Raw genomic sequence first — 21,577 nt, forward strand, 5'->3', positions numbered from 1 at the left:
TACGACCTGGGCGAATTCAACTCTTGCCATAATTGCCTCCTTGGGGTTATTAATTCTCCACAAAGATAGCTATAACAATATATTTTCATTCGCTTTGACGATTCTTTTTAATCATGGATGTTTCATATCTTTATATTAATGGATTTTCACAGAAAGACTGAATGGTCATTGGTTTCGGACAGATTATAGACTGATAATCTCCTTACGACCATCTCTGCAAAGATAAATATAAATTTTCAAAAGACCAAGAAATCAGGATACATCTTCTTAAATAATGCTCACTCGACAAACTCCTCACAAACCAAAGTTCTGTTGAAGAATCGGAGATGCCTTGAAGAAAAGGATGCCGAAACTTTCATAACGATTCAGTCCATTGAAGCCTCCAATCACGGGAAATAAAGGACCGAAGGCTTAGTGCGCCTTGATCTCGATATCCCCAGCTACATTTTTACGGATCTTCCTCAGGTAGTCTTTCATCCCCTTCTCATCCCTATTGTCGATAATCTTGATCAGTTCCGTCAGCTCTTCCCTGATCTTGCTGACCTGCCCCTTCGTATAAGGATTGAACAAGATCTCCTGCAAGAGATAGTCATCCTCGTTCAGAACACCTTTGGCAATCATCATGTGGCGCTTGAACGTCGTTCCCGGTGCATCCTGATGTTTCATGACAGCTGCAAATACGAAAGTACTGACAAACGGGATAGACAAAGAATAGGCGACCATCCTGTCGTGCTCCTTGAATGTATACTCATAGATATTCAATCCCAGAGAGGCATACAGTTTATGGAAGAAATCCCTCCCGCGCAGATCACCTTCCTTAATGATAATGGCATTCTCTTCGGACAACTGGTTCAAATTGGCAAATGTAGGACCGAACATCGGATGGGTGCTCACAAAAGGATGCCCGCTCTTATTGTAGAAATTCTCCAAACCGGTTTTGACGGAAGAAATATCGGAAATGATGCAATCCTCAGGTATCAAGGGAAGCACTTCCCGGAAAGCCGGCAGTGTATATTTTACGGTTACTGCATTGATCACCATTTCGGGTTTGAACTTCCGGATTTCGTCCGGGTACTGGAATCGCTGGCAGTTATAAGTAAAGCGGAGGCGTTTGGGATCCTTTTCGAAAGCAGCTACCTCGTGTTCAAAACTCAGTAGGTCAATGAAGAAAGAGCCCATCTTTCCGGCTCCTAATATCAAGATTCTCATAGCCTTATTTTACGATTTCAAGTTGCTGACGGACGCTCTCCTCATGAATGAGTTCAAAGATATGGCCGACGAATTCCGAATCCATGTGACAGCGTTCAGCCTCTTTGCCCCGCTTCTCCAGGATCTCTTTATACCGTTTGGACTGTAGGACCGTTATATTATGGTCTTTCTTGAAGGTGCCGATCTCCCGACAGATCCGGAAGCGCTTGCTCAGAAGTTCCATCAGTTGGTTATCGATGTCATCTACCTCACTGCGGAGTTGGCGCAATCCCTCAGTATTATTATGTTCGTCACGTACCACCAAAGTATTGATAATATAGTTCAGGACATCCGGTGTCACCTGTTGCTTGGCATCGCTCCAGGCCTGATCAGGATCGCAATGACTTTCTATGAGCAGTCCGTCAAAGCCCAAGTCCATTGCCTGCTGACTCAGCGGAGCGATAAGGTCGCGGCGGCCGCCGATATGACTAGGATCTACGATGATCGGGAGATTCGGCATTCTACGCCGCAGTTCTATAGGAATCTGCCACATCGGTTGATTGCGGAAAATCTTGTCATCATAACTGGAGAAACCTCTCAAGATAGCACCCATCCGTTTGATCCCCGCTCTGTTCAGCCGCTCCAGCGCCCCAATCCAGAGTTCCAAATCAGGATTGACCGGATTCTTGACGAGGACAGGACCGGTAAAACCTTTGAGAGAATCAGCCAAGGCCTGCATGGCGAAAGGATTCGTCGATGTACGGGCACCCACCCAGAGAATATCTATGCCATATTTCCTACAAAGTTCCACATGTTCAGGTGTAGCGACTTCCGTAGCCACCAACATACCAGTCTCACGCTTCACTTTCTGAAGCCAAGGTAAAGCCTTTTCACCATTCCCCTCAAAGCAGCCGGGTTTAGTACGAGGTTTCCATACGCCTGCACGGAACATATGGCAGCCCTTGGCAGCCAACTGCTTTGCTGTTGTCATCACCTGCTCTTCTGTTTCTGCCGAACAAGGACCTGCAATAATACAGGAAGGGCGTTCTTTGTCACTCGGCAATTTTAAAGGTTCAAGATCTAATTCCATAATTGTATCGTTTTAAGATTTCATTCATTATTCAACATCTACCATTGCAATTTCTCTATCCGTCTGAGTGCCTCGGCGATTTTATCATCTTTGGCACAGAGGGAAATGCGGATATAGCGCTTCCCGTTGTTCCCGAAAATGAATCCGGGTGTGACGAATACACGAGCTTCGTGAAGAATCCGTTCCGTCAGTTCTTCCACCTGATCATACTTGTCAGGTATTCTCCCCCAAAGGAACATACCGACCTGATGCTTATCGAAGGTACAGTCCAGGGCCGTCATGATCTTTTCCGCAATATTCCGTCGCCGGCGATAATTCTCTATGTTATTCTGATGATGCCACTCTGCCGTATTCGTATTGTAGGCCTCAGCAGCAGCAAGTTGGATCCCTTTGAATGTCCCGTTATCCACATTGCTCTTGATCTTGAGAATCCAAGAGATGAAAGTAGGATTGGATGCAGCCATAGCGACACGCCATCCGGGCATATTGTGACTTTTGGACATCGAGTTGAATTCGATGCAACAGTCCTTAGCTCCGGGGACTTGCAGGATGCTCTTGGGATGCTCATTGAGAATGAGCGAATAAGGATTGTCATTGACAATGATGATATTGTGTTTCTTGGCGAAAGCCACCAGTCGCTCATACGTCTCCATACGCGCATCCCCGCCTGTCGGCATATTCGGATAGTTGGTCCACATGAGTTTCACATGACTGAGATCCATCTGTTCGAGTTCGTCGAAATCAGGTTGCCATCCGTTCTTTTCCAACAGATTATAATAGGTAATCTTCTGTCCCAAAATTTTATTCAGTGCCGTATAAGTAGGATAACCGGGATCAGGTATAAGGACCTCATCACCCGGATTGCAGAAAGTCAAAGTCACGTGCAGGATACCCTCCTTAGAACCGATAAGCGGTTGGATTTCTGACCTCCAGTCCAGGTCTACACCATACCATTTCTTGTAGAACCCTGCCATAGCCTGCCGAAGTTCCGGTATCCCGACAGTAGGCTGATAGCCATGGGCATCAGGCTGAACGGCTACTTCACAAAGTCTGTCAATAGTTTGAGCGGACGGGGGCATGTCAGGGCTCCCGATAGCCAGGGAGATGATATCCTGCCCTGCGGCGTTCAACTTGGCAACTTCCTTCAACTTCCGGCTGAAGTAGTACTCTTGGATTTGATTGACTCGATTTGCTGGTTGTATATTCATGATTCTGCTTCTTGATATTCCCCTAATATTTTTATATTTCTCACCAAAGGTGTAATCGCATCGATAGACTGTCTGTACCGGGTGATATTATCGTAGGTCACATCCACATAAAACATATATTCCCATTCATGGCCGATGATCGGAAGTGACTGGATCTTGGTCAGGTTGATGGCATAGAAACTCAAGATCGCCAGAACACGGCTCAAAGACCCTTCCTCATGAGGGAGACTGAAGACAATACTCGACTTATTGCTTTTCTCGATGGATCGCAGATAGTCGGCCTTCATCGGAGTAGAGATGATGAGAAAACGGGTGAAGTTGTGCTTGTTGTCATGGATATCGTTCTGCAACACTTTCATGTGATACAGATGAGCTGCATAAGAAGAACAGATAGCCGAAATTCCGACAAGATGGTTCTTTGCGATGAACGCTGCAGAGCCTGCCGTATCAGTGGATTCGACCGCTTTCAGATCAGGATGTGCATCGAGGAAATGGCGACATTGAGCCAAGGCTACAGGATGGGAATGAACTTCTTTCAGAGTAGTCCAGTCGTCTTCAGGCAGACAACAGATGCAGTGCTCGATATGGAGTTTTGACTCTCCCACTATGACATTTCCCGATTCTTTCAGAAGTTCATAGTTATGCAAGATAGACCCTGCAATTGTATTTTCGATAGCCATCATCCCTATCACAGTCGGGTCCCGTTTCATCTGATCGAAAATCTCCTCAAAAGTTTCACAACAAATCAACTCTATCTGTTCACCTTTGAAATACTCGTGGGCTGCAATGTCATGAAAAGACCCGATTTCTCCTTGTATTGCTATTCGTCTCATAATAATAAAAAAACGGTCGCACTCTTTCGAGCGGGACCGTTTCGTGATTTCTTTATTGTATAATTTAAATACTATAAGTTGAAATGAATACGCAACTTCCCGCTCTACAGATGCCCGTAAAGTAAAAGTAATAATAAAAAGCTGCGTAAAACTTCTTCATCTTCAATTCATTCTTGATTTCGAGGACAAATGTAAAACTTTTATTTTATTCTACCAAACAAATTGAAAGAAAAAATGCTTTTTAAGTTCACATTTATGAAAACTACATTTTTATAAAACTCAGAAAGTGGTTCTACAGATCAGTCTGAAAACAGTCTGGCAGTATTGATCAAAGCCAGATGAGAATAAGCCTGAGGGAAATTCCCCAAGAGTTCACCCGTCTCAAAACTGATATCTTCGCTCAACATTCCCAGATGATTTGTACGGCTGAGGATAGACTCAAACAATTTTCCAGCTTTATCTTTCTCACCGGTAACAAACAAAGCCCTGATCAACCAGAAAGTACAGATGACGAAAGCAGATTGAGGTTGTCCGAAATCGTCAGGAGAATTATAGCGGTACATCAAGCCATCCTTAAAGAGGTTCTTTTCTATCACCTGAACTGTAGACCGGTATTTCGGATCATCTGCACTGATGAATCCATAAGCTTCCATCAGCAGAACAGAAGAGTCAAGATAATTATTGTCATAGGTCTGGGTAAACGTGTGCAGATTCTCCTTCCAACCGTTTAGAAGGACATCGCTCTTCACAGTCTCAGCCTCCTCGTTCCAACGCTGTTCAAATGTCGTTTTCCCCAGTTGACGGGCTATCTTCGCACCTCTGTCCAAAGCGACCCAGCACATCACTTTCGATGACAGGAAATGGCGTGCCTTACCACGGATTTCCCATATTCCCTTATCCGGTTTGCGCCAGTCCCGGATAACCATCTCCTCAATGCTCTTTACCATATCCCACATATTTTCGACATCATCGGTAGAGCCCGGAACGAGGGTATAATACTGATAAATCATATTCATCAGATACCCGAAAGAGTCGTTCTGCTTCTGGAGATAAGCTTTATTGCCGATCCTTACAGGTTTTGACCCGTCGTATCCAGAGAGATGATCCAGCGTTTTCTCAGTCAAACGGCGCTCCCCATGAATGCCGTACATGATCTGGAAATGACTGTGATTACCTGTAAAAGTAGATTCCACAAATTTCACGAAACGCCTTGCAGCTTTGGTATGTCCGCATTTGACCAGCGTCTCTATCGTCATGGACGCATCCCTCAGCCAACAGAAGCGGTAGTCCCAGTTTCTCACGTCCCCGCGTACTTCTGGCAGACTGGTTGTGATGGCAGCAAGCACAGCGCCATTATAAAACTGCATCATTTTCAACGTGAGCAAGGAGCGTTCGATGACCTGACTATAGGCGCTGAATTTCAAGTTAGTCTCGGACCAGTTGAGCCAGAACACCAGCGTACGGCAATATTCAAGTTTTTCCTTGTCCATATCGACCGTCCCAATTTTCTCATTGTAAGACAAGAGGAAGAACTCGTCTTTCTGGAGCGTAAAGAACTCGCCCTGAAGGATGTTATTCAAAGGCAGAGAGGAGTACAGATACTGCCGGTCTTTGTCATTGGTGTCAGAAAGTGATTCGATGTGATTGTCTTCAACACGAATCATACATTTGCCCCGCGCATAATCAGGTTTGGGTTTATATTCAATACGTATGCGAGGGCTACCTTGTATGAAATGGAAATAGCGGTAGACTTCAGAAGGATGATAATATTCATTTGTGCCTTGTACAGTATAATACGGCATGAAGTCTGTAATTTCAAATTCCCCTTCGGCACTCTTGAAATGCGTTCTCAGCAGATTAGTATGAGGAATATACTTTTGGGCAATCTCATACCCTTCCCCCACTTCAATCCCGAACCGTCCACCCTTATCTTTATCGAGAAGCGAAGCGAAGATCGATGGAGAATCAAAATAAGGCATACAGAGCCAGTCAATGTTTCCCCGATCAGAAATCAAGGCTGCCGTGCAACTGTTGCCGATAAGACCGTAATTCAAATTCATTCTTATTTAGTTTTATAGTATCATTCGGTTGAGGAACGGCAGGACTTCTTTCTGGTCCTTCAAACTATACCGGGCCCTACTCACGACCTGCCCGACATTGACGCTGATGCCGTTATCAGGCAGAGCACGGTACATATCTTCGTCAGTCGTATCATCGCCGATAGCGAAGACGAAATCGTATGAGTTTTCAGAAAGGTACTCTGTCACCACAGTTCCTTTATTGTAGGATGTCGGTTTCAGTTCCAGCACTTTATTGCCGGCGACGATCTGCAAATGGTATTTCGTACATTCCGGCATGAGCGCATTCATCAGTTGTCTGGAGCGGAAATCCCCCAGCCAACTGTCAACCTCACGATAATGCCAAGCCAGGGAGGTCTCCTTCACTTCCAGATGGGACCCGGGCGTCTTGCATACGAAAAGGTTCAGGATTTTCCTCATCTTCTCGCTCACGCTATGGCGGATAAAGCGCTTCGTCCAAGTGCCGTTCCTTTTAAGGAACGCCCCGTGTTCAGCAGCGATGTCGATGGGGAGGCCTCCCAACCAGCGTTCGAGAATCTGATGATCCCTGCCACTGTTGACAACGACGGTATTCCTGTCATCATCAGCCAGTTTTTTCAGGAAGTCAATGAGTTCAGGCGTAGGAGAAGCTTTCAGAGGATCATTCTGAAAGCCCACCAATGTACCGTCATAGTCAAGGATAAAAAGTCGGTGAAGTGCCTTATCACAAAGTGCATGAAACCGCTCTGCCCTACCCAAAGTAATCACTTTGGCAGACAACTGGCGGTTACGCTCTATGACCTCAGACCATTCTTTCATGAAATCTGCAGCCCATTGCCGGATGTCGTATGTCGAGACAATATGCTGCATGGCCAGGAGCCTGTGTCTCCGTTCATCTTCGGGCATCTTCAGAGCCTTCACCAGTCCATTTACAATTTGATTAAGGTCATTGGGATTGACGATCACGGCATCCTTCAGTTCGACAGCAGCCCCAGCCATCTCACTCAGGATCAGCACGCCGGGGTCATCAGCAGACTTCGCCGCCACATATTCCTTAGCCACCAGATTCATCCCATCTCTCAGAGGTGTGACCAAGGCAATGTCACAGAGTTTGTAGAGAGCCATCAACTGTTCGAAAGGCAGAGCCCGGTAGATATAGCGGATAGGCAGCCATCCCAATTTCGAATATTCCCCATTGATCTCTCCGATCTGTTCATCGATCTTCCGTTTGAGTTCCGCATATTTTTCCACCTTGTCCCGAGAAGGTACGACGACCATCATCATGGACACCTTGCCACAGTATTCGGGATGCAGTTTGAGAAACAGGTCAAAGGCCATCAGGCGATGCAGGATTCCCTTGCTGTAATCCAAACGGTCACAACTGAGAATAAGTTTGCATCCTGCAGTCGACTTCCTCACTTCCTGCATATAAGTCTGGACGGCAGTTTTCCGGCCAGCCTTGTGATACAAATCATAGTTGATACCCATAGGCAGGGAATCGACATGTACTGCACGACCGTCAATGACGATCTCCTCCAAATGGAATTCCAAATGCAAAGTCCGCTGCACGCTACTCATGAAATGGCGGAGATAGTCATGGGTATGAAAGCCTATGAAATCAGCCCCCAGCAATCCCCGAAGCAGATGATCCCGCTCAGGCAGGACCCTGAACAACTCATAACTGGGGAACGGGATATGAAGGAAGAACCCGATATGCAGATCGGGTCTTTTCGCTCTCAGTATGCCTGGGACAAGCATCAGTTGATAGTCCTGAACCCATACCAGACTCCCCTTCTCGGCGATTCGGGCTGTTTCTTCCGCGAATGCCAGGTTGACTTTCTGATAAGACTCCCAATAAGTTTTCTGATACCTCGCCGAACCATAGAAATAATGGCAGAGCGGCCACAGCGTACTATTGCAATAGCCCTCATAATAACTCTTATACTGTGATTGTGAGAGAAAGACCGGATGCAGATTGTCTGCCTCCAACCTCAGTCTGACCTCCCCCTGATCTTTCTTTCGGGGAAAGCACATTCCCGGCCATCCTATCCAATGCTTTTCATAATTAGTCTTCAAAGAATTCAAACCTGTTGCCAAGCCGCCTTCACTGCGAACAAAACTAAATCCGTCCGTCCCGTTTGTGACAGCTCTTACAGGCAATCGATTAGATACAATATAGAGTTTTTGCTTCATCCGGACTAATTTACGAAAAAAACATGGATGGCCCGTGATAAATTTTGAGCAAAATAAATAAGAAATGTTAACCTTATCCTAAATCCAATATTCCCAAGTCCAGATACTCCCACAATTTCAATAGGAGCCAAGTCTACTTGTTCACATACTTCAACCTCAGAGAATTGAGAACCACAGACAAACTGGAAAATGCCATCAGCGCACTTGCCCACATCGGTGTGATCTGGAAATCTATTCCAAAGAGGTACAATACACCGGCAGCAAGAGGGATGCAGACGATATTGTAGACAAAAGCCCAGAAAAGGTTCTCCCAAATCATCTTCACCGTTTTCTTGCTCAGTCGAATCGCTTCCGGAATATGACGCAGATCGTCCCCCATCAAAGTTACCTGAGCGACATCCATTGCCACATCAGTCCCCTTCGCCATTGCCATACTGACGTCTGCAAGCGCCAAAGCCTGAGTATCATTGATACCGTCGCCCACCATGGCGACAGTCTTCCCTTCTTTCTGGAGTTTTCTGACAAGATTCTCCTTATCCTGAGGCATCACCTTACTCTGATAGTGCACAATACCGGCTTTCTCAGCCCAGTATTTGGCAGCAGGCTCCTTGTCACCACTCATCATATAAACCTCTATTCCCATATTCTGTAAGGTCTCCATCGCTTCACGAGCGTGAGGTTTCAAGGTCTCGCGTTCTTCGAGAGGCAGTTCATCAGACTTTGTAAAATCAATATTCTGATTAGGAATAGTGAGCGTGCCGGTTTTATCAGTTACCAGAGCGTTTACTTTCTTCAATTCCTCCAAGGCTGCAGCGTCCTTGATCAAGACCTGTTGACGTGCAACCTTGCCTATACCGACCATCAGAGCCGTCGGAGTAGCCAGTCCCATCGCACAAGGGCAGGCGATGACAAGTACGGCTACAGCAGAAAGGATAGCCCTGGGTAAAGCTGTCGAGCCGCCCAGACCCCACCATAGGAAAAAGGTAAGAAGAGCAACTCCTGCCACTACGGGTACAAATACCAAGGATACCTTATCCACAATTCTCTGGACAGGTGCCTTTGAACTCTGTGCTTCCTGGACCATCTTGATGATATGCGCCAATGTCGTATCGGCGCCAGTCTGAAAGACTTTCATGCGAAACTTCCCCTGACTGGGAATAGTGCCGGCAAGTACACGGGAGCCAGCCTTCTTTTCGGCCGGGTTCGGCTCACCGGTAATCATAGATTCATCCACATAGGCAGCATCAGAGGTCATAAAACTCTCAGCCTGTGTCACTTCACCATCTACGGGAACTTTTTCTCCGGGGCGTACTTCCAGAATGTCTCCCGGTGAGACTGACGATACCGGCACCTCACGTATGACCTCCTTATCCTGATCATCCCTCTCTACGATACGGGCTGTCTTTGATGCCATTCCCATCAACTTGCGTATACTGGACGCCGTACTCTCACGTGCTTTTTCCTCCAACAGCCTGCCGGTAAGCACGAATGTAATGATCATTGCAGCTGCGTCAAAATAAGTGTGCGACATCATACCTTGTGCGCCCCACGTCTGTTCTCCCCAAAAGGTATTATAGGTACTGAACAGAAAACTGATTGCCGTGGAAAGGGCAACCAGCGTATCCATATTGGCAGAAGCATGCAACAGTTGTTTTCCGGCCATCACATAGAACTGTCGGCCGCAGAGCCAGATATCAACGGCACAGATCAACAGGCTGATCTGATTTGTAACATCAGCAGTTCCCATAGGTATCCATCCCATTGAGATACCCATCAGCAAGACTGCCAATATCCATGATAAAATCGTTTTCCGTTTTAAAATACGATAGGCATTGTGCTCGATCAACTCTATATCCCGCCCGGTCTCAATGACCAGGTCATAGCCAATATCATTGACATTCTTTTTCATTGTCTCCAAAGAAACGACATGGGGATCATATTCCACCAATGCGCTTCGTGCAGGCAAACTCACAGACGCACTTTGAACACCTTTGACGGACTTCAGTTTGCGCTCCACGTTAGTAGCGCAAGACGCACAAGCCATACCTAATACAGGGATCGTCTTTTTCATCATTCTTCCTTTCTAATTTCTCTCATTCGAAACCTTCAGCAAGGCATGACCTTGCTGAAGGGATTCATTGATCAAACGCGCAGAATAGTCGTTCCCCGATACAGACCTCCCGTTGGACTAAATCAAACTAGTATACAATCAACGTCCTTACCCGAGAAACCTAGCACATTCAACCTACGAGTTGATATTTTCCACTTGCACCCACCGCTTTCTTCAAGTCATCAACAGACACCGTTTTTTCGTCATAGTCTATCGTGACATTCTTATTCTGAAGGTCTGCATTTGCCTTTTGGACGCCATCCAAAGCTTGGAGAGCTGCTTCAACCTTAGCCTTACAATGCATACATTTCATTCCATTTACAGTAAAAGTCTTATTCATTTTTGTCATGTTTAAATTGTTCCACAATATGAGTTACCGGTCATTACGACCGGAAAAGTCCAAGGTCTTCATCTTTTGAAAGCCTCTGCAACTTATCGCCTACAAAGATAAGAAGATTATTTATGGAATAATTACAAAATACTGGAATACTTTTATAAGATTCGGCAACCCCGGGCAAAAAACATGATGAGAAAGACTGTTCCCGCAGGATTCCATAAAAGAATCCTGCTAGGACAGCATGTTTTCCGGTACAGATTTTTTTATAGTTGAGACAAGGAGTTGCAGTAATGTCTTTCTGATAAAATGAGGCAATGTCATCATAATGATCTCCCTGGTAGGCACAGGCACGGCAAAGGGCCTTACCAATTGTTTCTGATCCTCATTCAGTTGCGAGATAGCCAGTTCCGGTATAAAAGTCACCCCCTTATCATGTTCTACGATCCGCATAAAGGTTTCTATGCTTCCCAGACGATAGGCTCTCTTGCTCTTACTGGCGGCCTTGAGGTGGCAGAATTTGACCAATTGGTCACGGAAGCAATGTCCCTCGTCCAAGAGCCACAAGTATTCACCCGTAAGATCGGCTGCCCTGATACTCTGTCTCTTGAAAAGCGGGTCATTCTTAGCAATATAAGCGAAATACTTTTCTTTGAAAAGCGTTTCACAATGCATCTCCTCCAATCCCTCTACCCGAGCCAGAATTCCGGCATCGATGTCACCCCTAGCCAAGGCCTTTTTCATATCCTCCGTCTTCAACTCAATGATACGCAAGTCCATCTCGGGATGCTTGTTCATGAGTTGCGGGAAAAAGCGCGGGATCAAGTATGGAGCTATCGTCGGGAGTACACCTATAATAAAAGGTCCCCGCAAGGATTGTTTCTCTTCTTCAACCGCCTCTTTCAATTTCCGGGCTCTGAGAAGAACTTTCCAAGCCTGTTCAATGACAGCCATACCAGCCTTTGTAGGTATGATCGGCTTGCGCTTTCTGTCAAAAATTGTAATACCCAATTCCTCTTCCAGTTTCTGGATCATTGAACTTAACGTAGGTTGGGTTACATTACAATAGTCTGCCGCCTTAGAAAAATGTTTCATTCGATATACAGCTATGACATATTCCAATTGCTGTAAGGTCATTTTACCCTCCTTTTTATAGCAAAGATAAGAAAAAAAAGGAAAAGTCAATCTTATTTCTCTTAGTTTGTCATTTTTAGAAAGTAAAATAACCTTTTGTAGGTATCTGATTTTCAGTTTATTGACTATCTATCATAGATACAGTGTATCGAACGATAGATTTTATCTGTTGTAATTTGTTCAATTCTTATCTATCTTTGCAATAACAAAAAAAATAAGTATAACTAAAATTAAAATAGTATGGAACCAATTATTAACGCACATGCACCAGAGTTCACCGTTCAAGCTTTTCAGAACGGTAGTTTCAAAACTGTATCAAACAAAGATATTGAGGGCAAATGGGCTCTTTTCTTCTTCTATCCTTCAGACTTTACTTTCGTCTGCCCGACAGAGTTGGAAGACCTCGCCAGCAAATATGATCAACTGACAAAGATGGGTGTGGAAGTGTTCTCAGTAAGCACAGACTCCCAGTTTGTTCACAAGGCATGGCATGACACATCAGAGCGTATCAAGAAGATCAAGTACGCTATGCTGGCTGACCCTATCGGCACACTGGCAAAAGGCTTCGGTGTCTACAAGGAAGATGAAGGTGTCGCTTACCGCGGTACATTCCTGGTAAATCCGGAAGGCTTGGTTAAGGTCGCTGAAGTTCAGGACAACAGTATCGGGCGTAACGCAGACGAACTCGTTCGCAAGGTTCAAGCCGCTCAATATGTAGCTACCCACACCGGTGAAGTTTGCCCTGCTAAATGGAGAGAAGGCAGCGAAACCATCAAACCGAGCATCGACCTTGTCGGCAAACTCTAATAAAGCAAGACTTTATTTTAATATATATTCAGGTAAGGAGTTGAGCATGGTAAGTCGGGAAACGAGTTGCTATCGTCTCAACTCCTTTTTTCTTCATAATAAAGAATAGGAAAGCGTATGATAGATTCAAGTTTACTGGACCAGGTGAAAACGGTATTTGCGCCTTTGGTCTCTCAATATACCTTCAAGGTCAACCGTGATGTCAAGGATAAGCATACGGCATCGTTCACGGCATTTTTGGAAGATCTGGCCTCCTGTTCTGACCACATTTCCTGTGAATACCACGATGGCGAGAAATTCAGTTTCAGTTTGTTGAGAGACAGACAAGACACTGGTATCCGGTTCAAAGGCATTCCCAATGGCCATGAATTTACATCATTGCTTTTGGCCATTCTCAATGCAGACCATAAAGGGAAGAACCTGCCTGACGCAACGCTCACCAGGCGCATCAAGGCACTTAAGGGCAAGATCAAACTTCAGACCTATGTCTCCCTCACCTGTACCAACTGCCCTGATGTCATTCAGGCACTCAATGTCATGGCTCTTACCAATCCGAACATCACCAATGAGATGATAGACGGCGAACTTTATCAGGATGACATTACAAGACTGAATATCCAAGGCGTACCCTCCGTCTATGCCAATGGCGAACTCCTTCATGTCGGACGCGGAGACTTAGGCACCTTACTCCAGGAACTGGAAGACAAAATAGGCACCACTCATGATGAGGATGCTCAGAAAATAGAACGGAATTATGATATTCTTATCCTCGGTGGAGGACCTGCAGGTTGTGCCGCTGCCATCTACTCTGCACGTAAAGGTCTGAAAACGGCAATTGTAGCCGAACGCATCGGAGGACAAGTCAATGATACGACTGGGATAGAAAACATCGTCTCTATCCCAAAGACAACAGGAACGAAACTCGCTGGTGACCTGAGGAACCACCTGCAGAATTATCCTATTGACATTTTCGACAACAGAAAGATCACGGAGGTCCATCTGCTTGACAAAACTAAAACCGTAACCGCGAGAGGCGGGGAAATTTTCAAGGCCCCTGCCGTCATCATCGCAACAGGTGCAAGTTGGAGAAGGCTGGGACTGAAAGATGAAGACAAGTATATCGGTCACGGCATCCATTTCTGTCCTCATTGCGACGGTCCTTTTTATAAAGGGAAGAACGTAGCCGTCATTGGCGGAGGCAACTCCGGCATAGAGGCAGCCATAGACCTGGCAGGAATATGCAACCATGTCACTGTATTCGAATTCGGAGAGAAGATGAAAGCTGATGAAGTCCTGCAGAAAAAGATTCACAGTTTGGGAAATGTTGACATCTTCATGAATTCACAGACAACAGAAGTTCAGGGGGATGGTCAGAAGTTGACCGGCATTACAGTGAAAGACCTCAAGACAGAGAAATCCCGCCAGTTTAACTTTGATGGTATATTCGTACAAATCGGATTGTACCCGAATAGTGATCCGTTCAAGAAAGACCTGGAACTGACGGCAAGGCATGAGGTTCCTGTAGACGCGTTCGACCGGACAAAAGTCACCGGGGTATATGCTGCAGGAGACGTCTCCACAGTACCCTTCAAACAGATTATGATTGCCATGGGAGAAGGGGCAAAAGCAGCACTCGCAGCTTTTGAAGACCGCATACGAGGTGTGATCTGAGTTTTTCCACTACACTGGTTCTTATCTATATACTTTTTACTCGATTCCTGTCTGCCAATCGGAAGATCATTATACAAAAACATTAATTACGACAGACGGAAGATCAAAATAACCTCAGCCTGCCTGAATCTGTTGGTTTTCCAGCACTTTCGGGCAGGTTCTCTTTTTGTCCATAACCTCAGCGACAATGAACTATAGCAATAAATTGAATAAAGCTTTCGGCATCTTACATTGTGATATACATCAGAAAGGCAATCCCTATCATCGTAACTCCACAGATGATACCTATTATAAAACTCTCAGTGCATGATCAGAGGATTTCATTTCCTCTTCCAGATATATTTTTCAGCAGCCTGTTTGACCAGATCTCCTGCAGGGAGTTCTATTGTAAAATTCTTCGAGACATGAAAAGCAGGCGTCACGATCGGTTTCGTTTCCCAACCGAGAGCAAATGGATCATAATAGCGTTCTGCCCCTAATTTCATGCCAACCCTTCCACTATTAAAAGTGAAATAGCCTCCGTATTGACTGCCATAGACATAAGGATAGGCAGCCATGGAGAAATAAGGTGTCTTGTTATAGTATTCACCAAAAAGGGTCAAACTCATATTCGGACTGAAGGCATACCCCATCTGACCTGCAACACCATACTGATTGAGCACACCAAAGGTCATATACCGATTGACAACACCTTCTGCCTGAAGAGATAAATTCCCCATTGTGTAAGAGGTCCCCATCCTCAATGAGTTGGTCGTCAACAGATTCCGGTATTCCTCCTTGGACAGACTCCCATAGAACCCTAGATTTCCAAAAGTCGCAAAACGGCCTCCCTGAAAATAATTCTCACCATGAGTTTTAAACCTTGCGTTCTGTTGTTCAGCAAGACCTTGAGCAGAAGCATTTTCCCGATCTCTATTTGTCCAAATTTCTTTTGACGGGGCGATACTGTCCCGATGTGGAGTAGAAAAGCCTTTAGACTTCATGCCTGGCAGTATCTTGACAGAATCCTTTTCTCTTCCTGCACCCACCGTCTGTTTGTTTTTATGCATCAGTTCGGGAACTTTCTGATGATAAGGATATTTACGAATAGACTTATGCTCCTTCTGTGCCGATATGGGCAACGGCATCAACCCGAAAATAATATAAAGCACAACACGATCTATTCTCATAAGGCTAATATTTTAATGGAAGATATCTCTTTTACAGAAAGATGACGCAATGAGAATGTCTTTCCTAATTTCAAATTAAAAAATCCATAACATAAGAAAATCTATGGATTCCTATTCTGAAACCTTGGCAGACGATATATACCGATCATCCGGTCGATGATTCCAAACTTGCCAACATACTCAAAATATCTTAACTCATCCAAAGATAGCCCACTATTATAACAAATCCAAAAACAAAGAGTCATATTTAAGTTTTATTAAACTCAATTAGTTTCATAATATGTTGTTCGGCATACCATTCTCTTTTACAGACTTTTATAATTCCTAATAAATCATGTAACCTCGACGAATCTTTCTCTGAATAAGTTCAGTCCGTTTCTGTCGGTGCCCGTCATCGCATCTGAAGATGCACGTCCATTCATTGCTTTGGCACTTATCCATTCATTTCGTTGATACACGACTATACATTTTGTTGACCACTTTATGGGATTCTGTTCATCCGTATCATGAGCTGCCGTTGATGAGTTTTTAGGGATTCTGTTGATGCACTTTATGAGGTTCTGTTCACGTACGTCCTGACACTGTCAATACGTACGACATGAGACCCTAATAACGTACGTCCTTACACCCTAATAAACCGCTTCAACAGATTAACATAACCGGTTTGTCCACCAAAAGCTCAAAAAGGGAACGAGGAGGGAACGTACAGGGAACGAGGAGGGAACAGGAGGGAGCAGGAGGGAACAGGAGGGAACGGATTTGTTTTCGGTTTGTTCCTGATCTATCCCTGCAACAGAACTGCTAAGGAGCCGGTGGTGATTGTTAAGAACCTTACCGGCAAGTGGTGGTACACTACAAATTACAGCAGGATGCTTAGTCTTTTATTCTTTGCACCTATAAAAAACAGGTTCAACCTATAATAAAAAAGAAGTCCGGACTTTTAAAAAGTCCGGACTTCTTTCAAAGTTAATCAATGACTACTATTTACCGGCATCAGGACCCAGCACTTCATGAAGGAACCACTGGCTATTGGCATCATTCAGTTTCTGCTCCTTCAGGATAGCAGGCAGATTCTTCAGATGGTCATTGAATGCCTGAACGAGAGCACTGAACTTCTCAGGATAGTAGGTAATGCTCCGTCCCGTAGAGGCCATCGTACCCAGTTCTTCATTCAGGACAATCCCGGCATCCTTGTATTTCAAGCCTACCACTGCATCGCGGAGTCTCCTGGAAGTACCGATAAAGCCGTTCAGGTCAGGAACAGCACCTGCAGGATAGGTGATAACTACCTGCTTCTCTGACGAACAGGAAGTGACCGGAACCTTCACCGTCAGCTTCAGGCTGTTTCCGTCGTAAGAATAGTCCGCTTTCTCTCCGCCGCAGGTGACGCTTGAAGGGACACCCTTGCAGTTGACGCACACATAGAACTGCCTCTCCGAAGGCATATCCTTGTACTGTCCCTTACGGGCACCGACAGTCACCGTGAGCCGGTTGCCGTCATAGCGGTAGCTCAGGGGCGTGCGGGCATAGTTCGTCGCATAGTCCTTGTCATTGCCGTTATCCTCATACAGTGAGAAAGAACCCTTGTCAGCACCGGGGAAGATATTGACATAGATGTCATCATCCGTACCCTTCAGGTTCTTCACACGGCCCAGGAACGGAAGGATGGAACCCGCCTTGATGTAGATCGGGTATTCGTCGATCTTGAAATACCGGGTCACCGTCTGGCCGCCTTTCAGCAGCGTACCCGTCTCCCACTCATACCAGTCATTGCCGGCAGGCAACCATACCTTCTGTTCAGCATAGCCGTCCTTCATCGGTTTGGTGACAGGTGCTATCAGCATGTCGTCACCGAACATGTATTCGTCCCTGAAGGAATAAGCCTCCTTATTCTCGGGATAGTCGTAATACATCGGGCGGCAAAGCGACACACCCGTATCATAGGTGTTCCGAGCCATCGTATAGATATAGGGATTCATCGTATAGCGCTGCAGTATCGTATTGCGCAGGACATTGAAGATCGTGTCGTTGAACACCCACGGTTCCTTGCGCAGGCCCGCATTCTTCGTCGTATGCGTACGCATGACCGCACTGACCGCGCCGAACTGCATCCAGCGCGCGAACAACTCGGGATTGATATGGTCTGCGCCCATGTGCCCGCCTATGTCATGGCTCCAGTAGCCGTAAAGGACATTCGACGCCGTGGAATTGAAATAAGGCTGGTAGTCGAGCGAGTTCCAGGAGATCTTCGTATCGCCGGAGAAACCGATCTGATAGCGGTGGTTGCCGAGTCCGCCCCAGCGGTGGTAGAGCATCGGGCGGTCCTCGCCCTCACGCTGCATGTGGGTGAAGAACACATAGTTCAACCACCACGTATTGCTCAGGCTGTCCACCTTCTTGTCGTAAGGCCACTGCTGCCAGTCCAGCCACCAGAAGCTCACGCCCTGGCGGTGCATCGGGTCGAGGATGTCCTTGAAGACCGTCGTCATCAGTTTCTTGTCCGAAGCCACCCAGGGAATCGTCTGCCTGGAGGCAGGGTCGACGCCCATGTCACGGGCGACTGCAGGGTACTGTTCCTCATAGGGAGCGACACCTTCCGCAGGGTGCAGGTTCAGGGTGACGTCCAGTTGGTCGTCGTGCAGGTAATTGAGGAGTTTCGGGGGATCGGGGAACAGCCGCCGGTTCCAGGTCCAGCCGGTCCAACTGCCCTTGCCCTTCTCCGTATAGTGCCAGTCCATGTCGATGACCAGGACATCCAGGGGGATATCATAGGCCTTGAACTTGTCGATGACGTCCCGGAGTTCGTCATCCGAATAACTCCAATAGCGCGACCACCAGTAGCCGAAGGCATACTTGGGGGGCATGGGCACCTTGCCGGAGAAAAGCGTGAAGTCCTTCAGAGCCGACTTGTAGTTATGGCCGTAGGCCATAAAATACCAGTCCTGGCCGCCATCGCTGCTGCGCTTCTCCACCCAGGGCCATTCGGAATTGTCAAACAGGAAATTCCGGGAATCGTCTATCAGCGTCCAGCCGTCAGTGGCCAGAAGCCCCTTCTCCAGTTGCAGTTTCTTCTTTTCATAGGAATAGTAGTCGCCGTCACAGCCGTCCAGGGTCCGGTATGTCCCCATCAGGTTGCCCTTCTGCTGCATTCCCGGGCGCCATGAAAACTTGAAGAACTTCCTTGCCGATACCACAGACAAATTGGAAGGGGTGAACTTTCCACTGTTCCTCTTGTAAGTCAGTACCAGTTTGTCTGTTTGGATGACCACTTTCCTGTTGTCCGCCTTAATTTTATAGTTCACGTGGGGATACTGCCGGTTGACGGCTACGAACGAACGGTTGTCCGTAAATTTCCCGTCAGGCGAATATTCCATCCGGAGCGTTCCGTCAGAGATGACCGTAAACCTGACAGAGTTGTCCTTATAAGCGACATTGGACACGGCCTGTGCCAATGCACTCCCGACAGAAAGTAGCATAATAAGACATGTACATAGTGTTTTTTTCATCGAGTATAGTTTTATAATTGGTTAGTTGCAGAAACTCTTGTCTTTTTGCAAAGATAATGGAATTTATCGAAAAAATCACTAAGAGTCTATAAATAAATTGCGCCGGAAGAATAATTTCTAATATTCTACCGGCGCTATCAGTCCATTACTTATCACTCGGATTCAGATCCAAGCGAAGTATAACGGCAATGAACTCTATTTTAGACCAATCCATCCATCAGTCAACTCTGTCTGTAAATTTCTTAGGCAAAGGAGGCATTGCCCCATCTTGAGTGCAGACGTAGGCACTCACGTCAACTGCCAATTGATGAGCCTCAGGCACTGACATACCCCTGAGTATGGCAGCACAGAAACTCCCTGTAAATGAGTCACCTGCACCTACCGTATCAGCCACCTTCACCTGAGGAGTCTTCTGGAAGGACATTGATCCGTGAGTAAACACATAACTGCCATTGACCCCACAGGTCAGGACCAACATATTCAAATCGTACTTCCCTAAAATGAGCCAGCACTTGTTCTCTATGTCCAATCCGGAATAGCCGAAGATACGCCCCAGGGTAATCAGTTCTTCATCGTTGATCTTCAATACATTGCAGATTTTCAAAGAATCACAGATAATCTCCTTGGAGTAGAAATTCTGCCGCAGGTTGACATCAAAGATCTTCAAACTGTCTTTCGGCATCATCTCCACGAATTTTCTAATCGTTTGCCGGGAGATCGAATTGCGCTGTGCCAGAGAACCGAAGCACACGGCGCGGCACTGCTTGGCGACAGCTTTAATCTCATCTGTAAAAGGAATATTATCCCAAGCCACATCAGTCTTGATATCATAGGATGGAACTCCCATCTCATCCACTGTAACCTGGACTGTGCCCGTAGGGAAATCCACCCGCGGCATCACGTAATGAAGCCCTTTCTGGTCAAACTCATCCAATGTTTCTCTGCCGAGGGAATCTTCACCGACAGCACTGACTGCCAATGCATCCAGCCCGAACTGAGAGGCATGAAAGGCAAAATTTGCCGGAGCACCCCCCAATTTCTTTCCTTCTGGGAAAACATCCCACAATGCTTCTCCAATACCTACTACCTTCTGATTCATTTTAATTAATATTTTACTTTTCCGATATAAGTGATTAAATAGACAGCTCCGGCTGCCATGACAGCTACAGCCCCTGCCTGTCCGACAGCATCACTTGCAAATCCCATAATGAGCGGGAATACAGTACCCCCGAAGAGTCCCATGATCATCAGTCCGCTGACCTCATTCTTCTTGTCGGGAACAGAGAGGAGTGCCTGAGTATAGACCATAGAGAAAACGTTTGAATTGCCGTAGCCTACCAATGCGATGGCGATATACAGAACGGTCTTGGTGGTACCCGCGAACATGCCCACCATTGACAGGACGATCATGGTGACACTGATAATAAAGAATGCCCTGTGGTTCATCACCCGAAGGAAGAAAGAACCCGTGAGGCATCCTATCGTCCTGAAGATGAAATACAGGGACGTTGCAAAGGCTGCTTCGTTAAGGGTCATCCCCAAACGCTCGATGAGCAGCTTCGGTGCCATCGTATTCGTACCCACGTCTATTCCTACATGGCACATGATGCCGATGAACGACAGTAAGACGATCGGTGTGCCGAGAAGTTTGAAGCAAGCCTTGAACTGATGTCCGACAGAAGTGAACTCATTACTGTCCTTGACATCATTTTCTATAGAAGTAGCTGCCAACAGGACAGTCGCAATGACACTCACGATGAAATAGATCAGGAACAGCACCCTCCAGCCGAGACCGAGAACCGGGATGACCGCAGTTGCTCCCCACATAGCCAGATACGGGGCAAGGAACGAGGCTATGGCTTTGACAAACTGTCCGAACGTAAGCGTCGAAGCCAGGTTATTGCCTGCAATCAATGAAGAGACCAGAGGATTGAGGGAGGTCTGCATGATCGCATTGCCGATGCCCAACAAAGAGAATGACACCAGCATGATAATGAAATTGTCCCCGAAAATAGGCAACAGCAGTGACAGTATCGTCACACCCAAAGACAGCAACACCGTTTTCTTCCGCCCTATCTTATTCATCAGCACCCCTGTAGGCACGGAGAAGATCAGGAACCAGAAGAAAACCAGGGACGGGAAGATATTGGCGACCTTGTCCGTCAGGTTCAAGTCAGCCTTTACATAATTGGATGCTATTCCCACGAGGTCGACGAAACCCATGGCAAAAAAGCACAACATGATAGGAACAAGAGTGGTCTTTTTATATTTACTCAT

General features: G+C 46.2%; 15 protein-coding genes. 2 read left to right on the forward strand and 13 right to left on the reverse strand.

Translation table 11 applies throughout. The features are described from left to right. Nucleotides 1-411 precede the first annotated feature (411 nt). The 9 genes from NG821_RS07225 to NG821_RS07265 form a co-directional block, all read right to left on the reverse strand. The gene (locus NG821_RS07225; RefSeq protein ID WP_252760989.1) at nt 412-1,209 is read right to left on the reverse strand and encodes a prephenate dehydrogenase/arogenate dehydrogenase family protein; all 798 of its coding nucleotides are present in this window, start codon (nt 1,207-1,209) and stop codon (nt 412-414) included. Between the two features lie 4 nt (nt 1,210-1,213). Further along, nucleotides 1,214-2,278: a bifunctional 3-deoxy-7-phosphoheptulonate synthase/chorismate mutase type II gene (locus NG821_RS07230; protein ID WP_252760990.1), complete on the reverse strand. Its 1,065-nt coding sequence runs from the start codon at nt 2,276-2,278 to the stop codon at nt 1,214-1,216. A gap of 38 nt (nt 2,279-2,316) precedes the next feature. Beyond that, entirely contained in the window at nt 2,317-3,486 is a 1,170-nt protein-coding gene (locus tag NG821_RS07235; RefSeq protein WP_252760991.1) for a pyridoxal phosphate-dependent aminotransferase, read from the reverse strand. Continuing rightward, the gene (locus NG821_RS07240) at nt 3,483-4,319 is read right to left on the reverse strand and encodes a prephenate dehydratase (protein WP_252760992.1); all 837 of its coding nucleotides are present in this window, start codon (nt 4,317-4,319) and stop codon (nt 3,483-3,485) included. Before NG821_RS07240 ends, NG821_RS07235 begins: the two co-directional genes overlap by 4 nt. A 299-nt stretch (nt 4,320-4,618) precedes the next feature. Beyond that, on the reverse strand, nt 4,619-6,379 hold the full coding sequence (locus NG821_RS07245) for a glycoside hydrolase family 15 protein (RefSeq protein WP_252760993.1): 1,761 nt from the start codon (nt 6,377-6,379) through the stop codon (nt 4,619-4,621). A gap of 12 nt (nt 6,380-6,391) precedes the next feature. Beyond that, the gene (locus NG821_RS07250) at nt 6,392-8,569 is read right to left on the reverse strand and encodes a bifunctional alpha,alpha-trehalose-phosphate synthase (UDP-forming)/trehalose-phosphatase (RefSeq protein ID WP_252760994.1); all 2,178 of its coding nucleotides are present in this window, start codon (nt 8,567-8,569) and stop codon (nt 6,392-6,394) included. 133 nt (nt 8,570-8,702) lie between these two features. Then, nucleotides 8,703-10,640: a heavy metal translocating P-type ATPase gene (locus NG821_RS07255; RefSeq protein WP_252761017.1), complete on the reverse strand. Its 1,938-nt coding sequence runs from the start codon at nt 10,638-10,640 to the stop codon at nt 8,703-8,705. 169 nt (nt 10,641-10,809) lie between these two features. Continuing rightward, nucleotides 10,810-11,019, reverse strand: coding sequence for a heavy-metal-associated domain-containing protein (locus NG821_RS07260; protein WP_252760995.1), 210 nt, complete (start codon nt 11,017-11,019; stop codon nt 10,810-10,812). Between the two features lie 228 nt (nt 11,020-11,247). Beyond that, a complete protein-coding gene (locus tag NG821_RS07265) occupies nt 11,248-12,150 on the reverse strand; it encodes a hydrogen peroxide-inducible genes activator (protein ID WP_252760996.1) in 903 nt (300 codons plus the stop codon). 237 nt (nt 12,151-12,387) lie between these two features. Here NG821_RS07265 and ahpC point away from each other — a divergent pair, with 237 nt between their 5' ends. Both ahpC and ahpF read left to right on the forward strand, forming a co-directional pair. Further along, the gene (gene ahpC, locus NG821_RS07270) at nt 12,388-12,954 is read left to right on the forward strand and encodes an alkyl hydroperoxide reductase subunit C (RefSeq protein WP_252760997.1); all 567 of its coding nucleotides are present in this window, start codon (nt 12,388-12,390) and stop codon (nt 12,952-12,954) included. 117 nt (nt 12,955-13,071) lie between these two features. Next, nucleotides 13,072-14,625 carry an alkyl hydroperoxide reductase subunit F gene (ahpF, locus tag NG821_RS07275; protein ID WP_252760998.1) on the forward strand — a complete coding sequence of 518 codons (1,554 nt, stop codon included), beginning with the start codon at nt 13,072-13,074 and terminating at the stop codon, nt 14,623-14,625. A 320-nt stretch (nt 14,626-14,945) separates the two neighbouring features. Here the strand turns inward: ahpF and NG821_RS07280 are convergent, their stop codons facing one another. The 4 genes from NG821_RS07280 to NG821_RS07295 all read right to left on the reverse strand — a co-directional run bounded on the left by NG821_RS07280 (nt 14,946) and on the right by NG821_RS07295 (nt 21,577). Beyond that, a complete protein-coding gene (locus NG821_RS07280; protein ID WP_252760999.1) occupies nt 14,946-15,794 on the reverse strand; it encodes a hypothetical protein in 849 nt (282 codons plus the stop codon). A gap of 980 nt (nt 15,795-16,774) precedes the next feature. Next, nucleotides 16,775-19,300 carry a glycoside hydrolase family 31 protein gene (locus tag NG821_RS07285; protein ID WP_394802066.1) on the reverse strand — a complete coding sequence of 842 codons (2,526 nt, stop codon included), beginning with the start codon at nt 19,298-19,300 and terminating at the stop codon, nt 16,775-16,777. A gap of 217 nt (nt 19,301-19,517) precedes the next feature. Continuing rightward, entirely contained in the window at nt 19,518-20,399 is an 882-nt protein-coding gene (locus NG821_RS07290; RefSeq protein ID WP_252761000.1) for a carbohydrate kinase family protein, read from the reverse strand. A gap of 5 nt (nt 20,400-20,404) precedes the next feature. Continuing rightward, nucleotides 20,405-21,577, reverse strand: a complete 1,173-nt coding sequence (locus NG821_RS07295; RefSeq protein WP_252761001.1) for an MFS transporter — start codon at nt 21,575-21,577, stop codon at nt 20,405-20,407.

Source organism: Segatella cerevisiae (assembly GCF_024054555.1).
Classification (GTDB): domain Bacteria; phylum Bacteroidota; class Bacteroidia; order Bacteroidales; family Bacteroidaceae; genus Prevotella; species Prevotella cerevisiae.

Bases quoted from the DNA above. Each gene is read 5' to 3' on its own strand.
- NG821_RS07225 (WP_252760989.1), bottom strand. From the start codon at position 1,209: ATGAGAATCTTGATATTAGGAGCCGGAAAGATGGGCTCTTTCTTCATT.
- NG821_RS07230 (WP_252760990.1), bottom strand. From the start codon at position 2,278: ATGGAATTAGATCTTGAACCTTTAAAATTGCCGAGTGACAAAGAACGC.
- NG821_RS07235 (WP_252760991.1), bottom strand. From the start codon at position 3,486: ATGAATATACAACCAGCAAATCGAGTCAATCAAATCCAAGAGTACTAC.
- NG821_RS07240 (WP_252760992.1), bottom strand. From the start codon at position 4,319: ATGAGACGAATAGCAATACAAGGAGAAATCGGGTCTTTTCATGACATT.
- NG821_RS07245 (WP_252760993.1), bottom strand. From the start codon at position 6,379: ATGAATTTGAATTACGGTCTTATCGGCAACAGTTGCACGGCAGCCTTG.
- NG821_RS07250 (WP_252760994.1), bottom strand. From the start codon at position 8,569: ATGAAGCAAAAACTCTATATTGTATCTAATCGATTGCCTGTAAGAGCT.
- NG821_RS07255 (WP_252761017.1), bottom strand. From the start codon at position 10,640: ATGAAAAAGACGATCCCTGTATTAGGTATGGCTTGTGCGTCTTGCGCT.
- NG821_RS07260 (WP_252760995.1), bottom strand. From the start codon at position 11,019: ATGAATAAGACTTTTACTGTAAATGGAATGAAATGTATGCATTGTAAG.
- NG821_RS07265 (WP_252760996.1), bottom strand. From the start codon at position 12,150: ATGACCTTACAGCAATTGGAATATGTCATAGCTGTATATCGAATGAAA.
- ahpC (WP_252760997.1), top strand. From the start codon at position 12,388: ATGGAACCAATTATTAACGCACATGCACCAGAGTTCACCGTTCAAGCT.
- ahpF (WP_252760998.1), top strand. From the start codon at position 13,072: ATGATAGATTCAAGTTTACTGGACCAGGTGAAAACGGTATTTGCGCCT.
- NG821_RS07280 (WP_252760999.1), bottom strand. From the start codon at position 15,794: ATGAGAATAGATCGTGTTGTGCTTTATATTATTTTCGGGTTGATGCCG.
- NG821_RS07285 (WP_394802066.1), bottom strand. From the start codon at position 19,300: ATGAAAAAAACACTATGTACATGTCTTATTATGCTACTTTCTGTCGGG.
- NG821_RS07290 (WP_252761000.1), bottom strand. From the start codon at position 20,399: ATGAATCAGAAGGTAGTAGGTATTGGAGAAGCATTGTGGGATGTTTTC.
- NG821_RS07295 (WP_252761001.1), bottom strand. From the start codon at position 21,577: ATGAGTAAATATAAAAAGACCACTCTTGTTCCTATCATGTTGTGCTTT.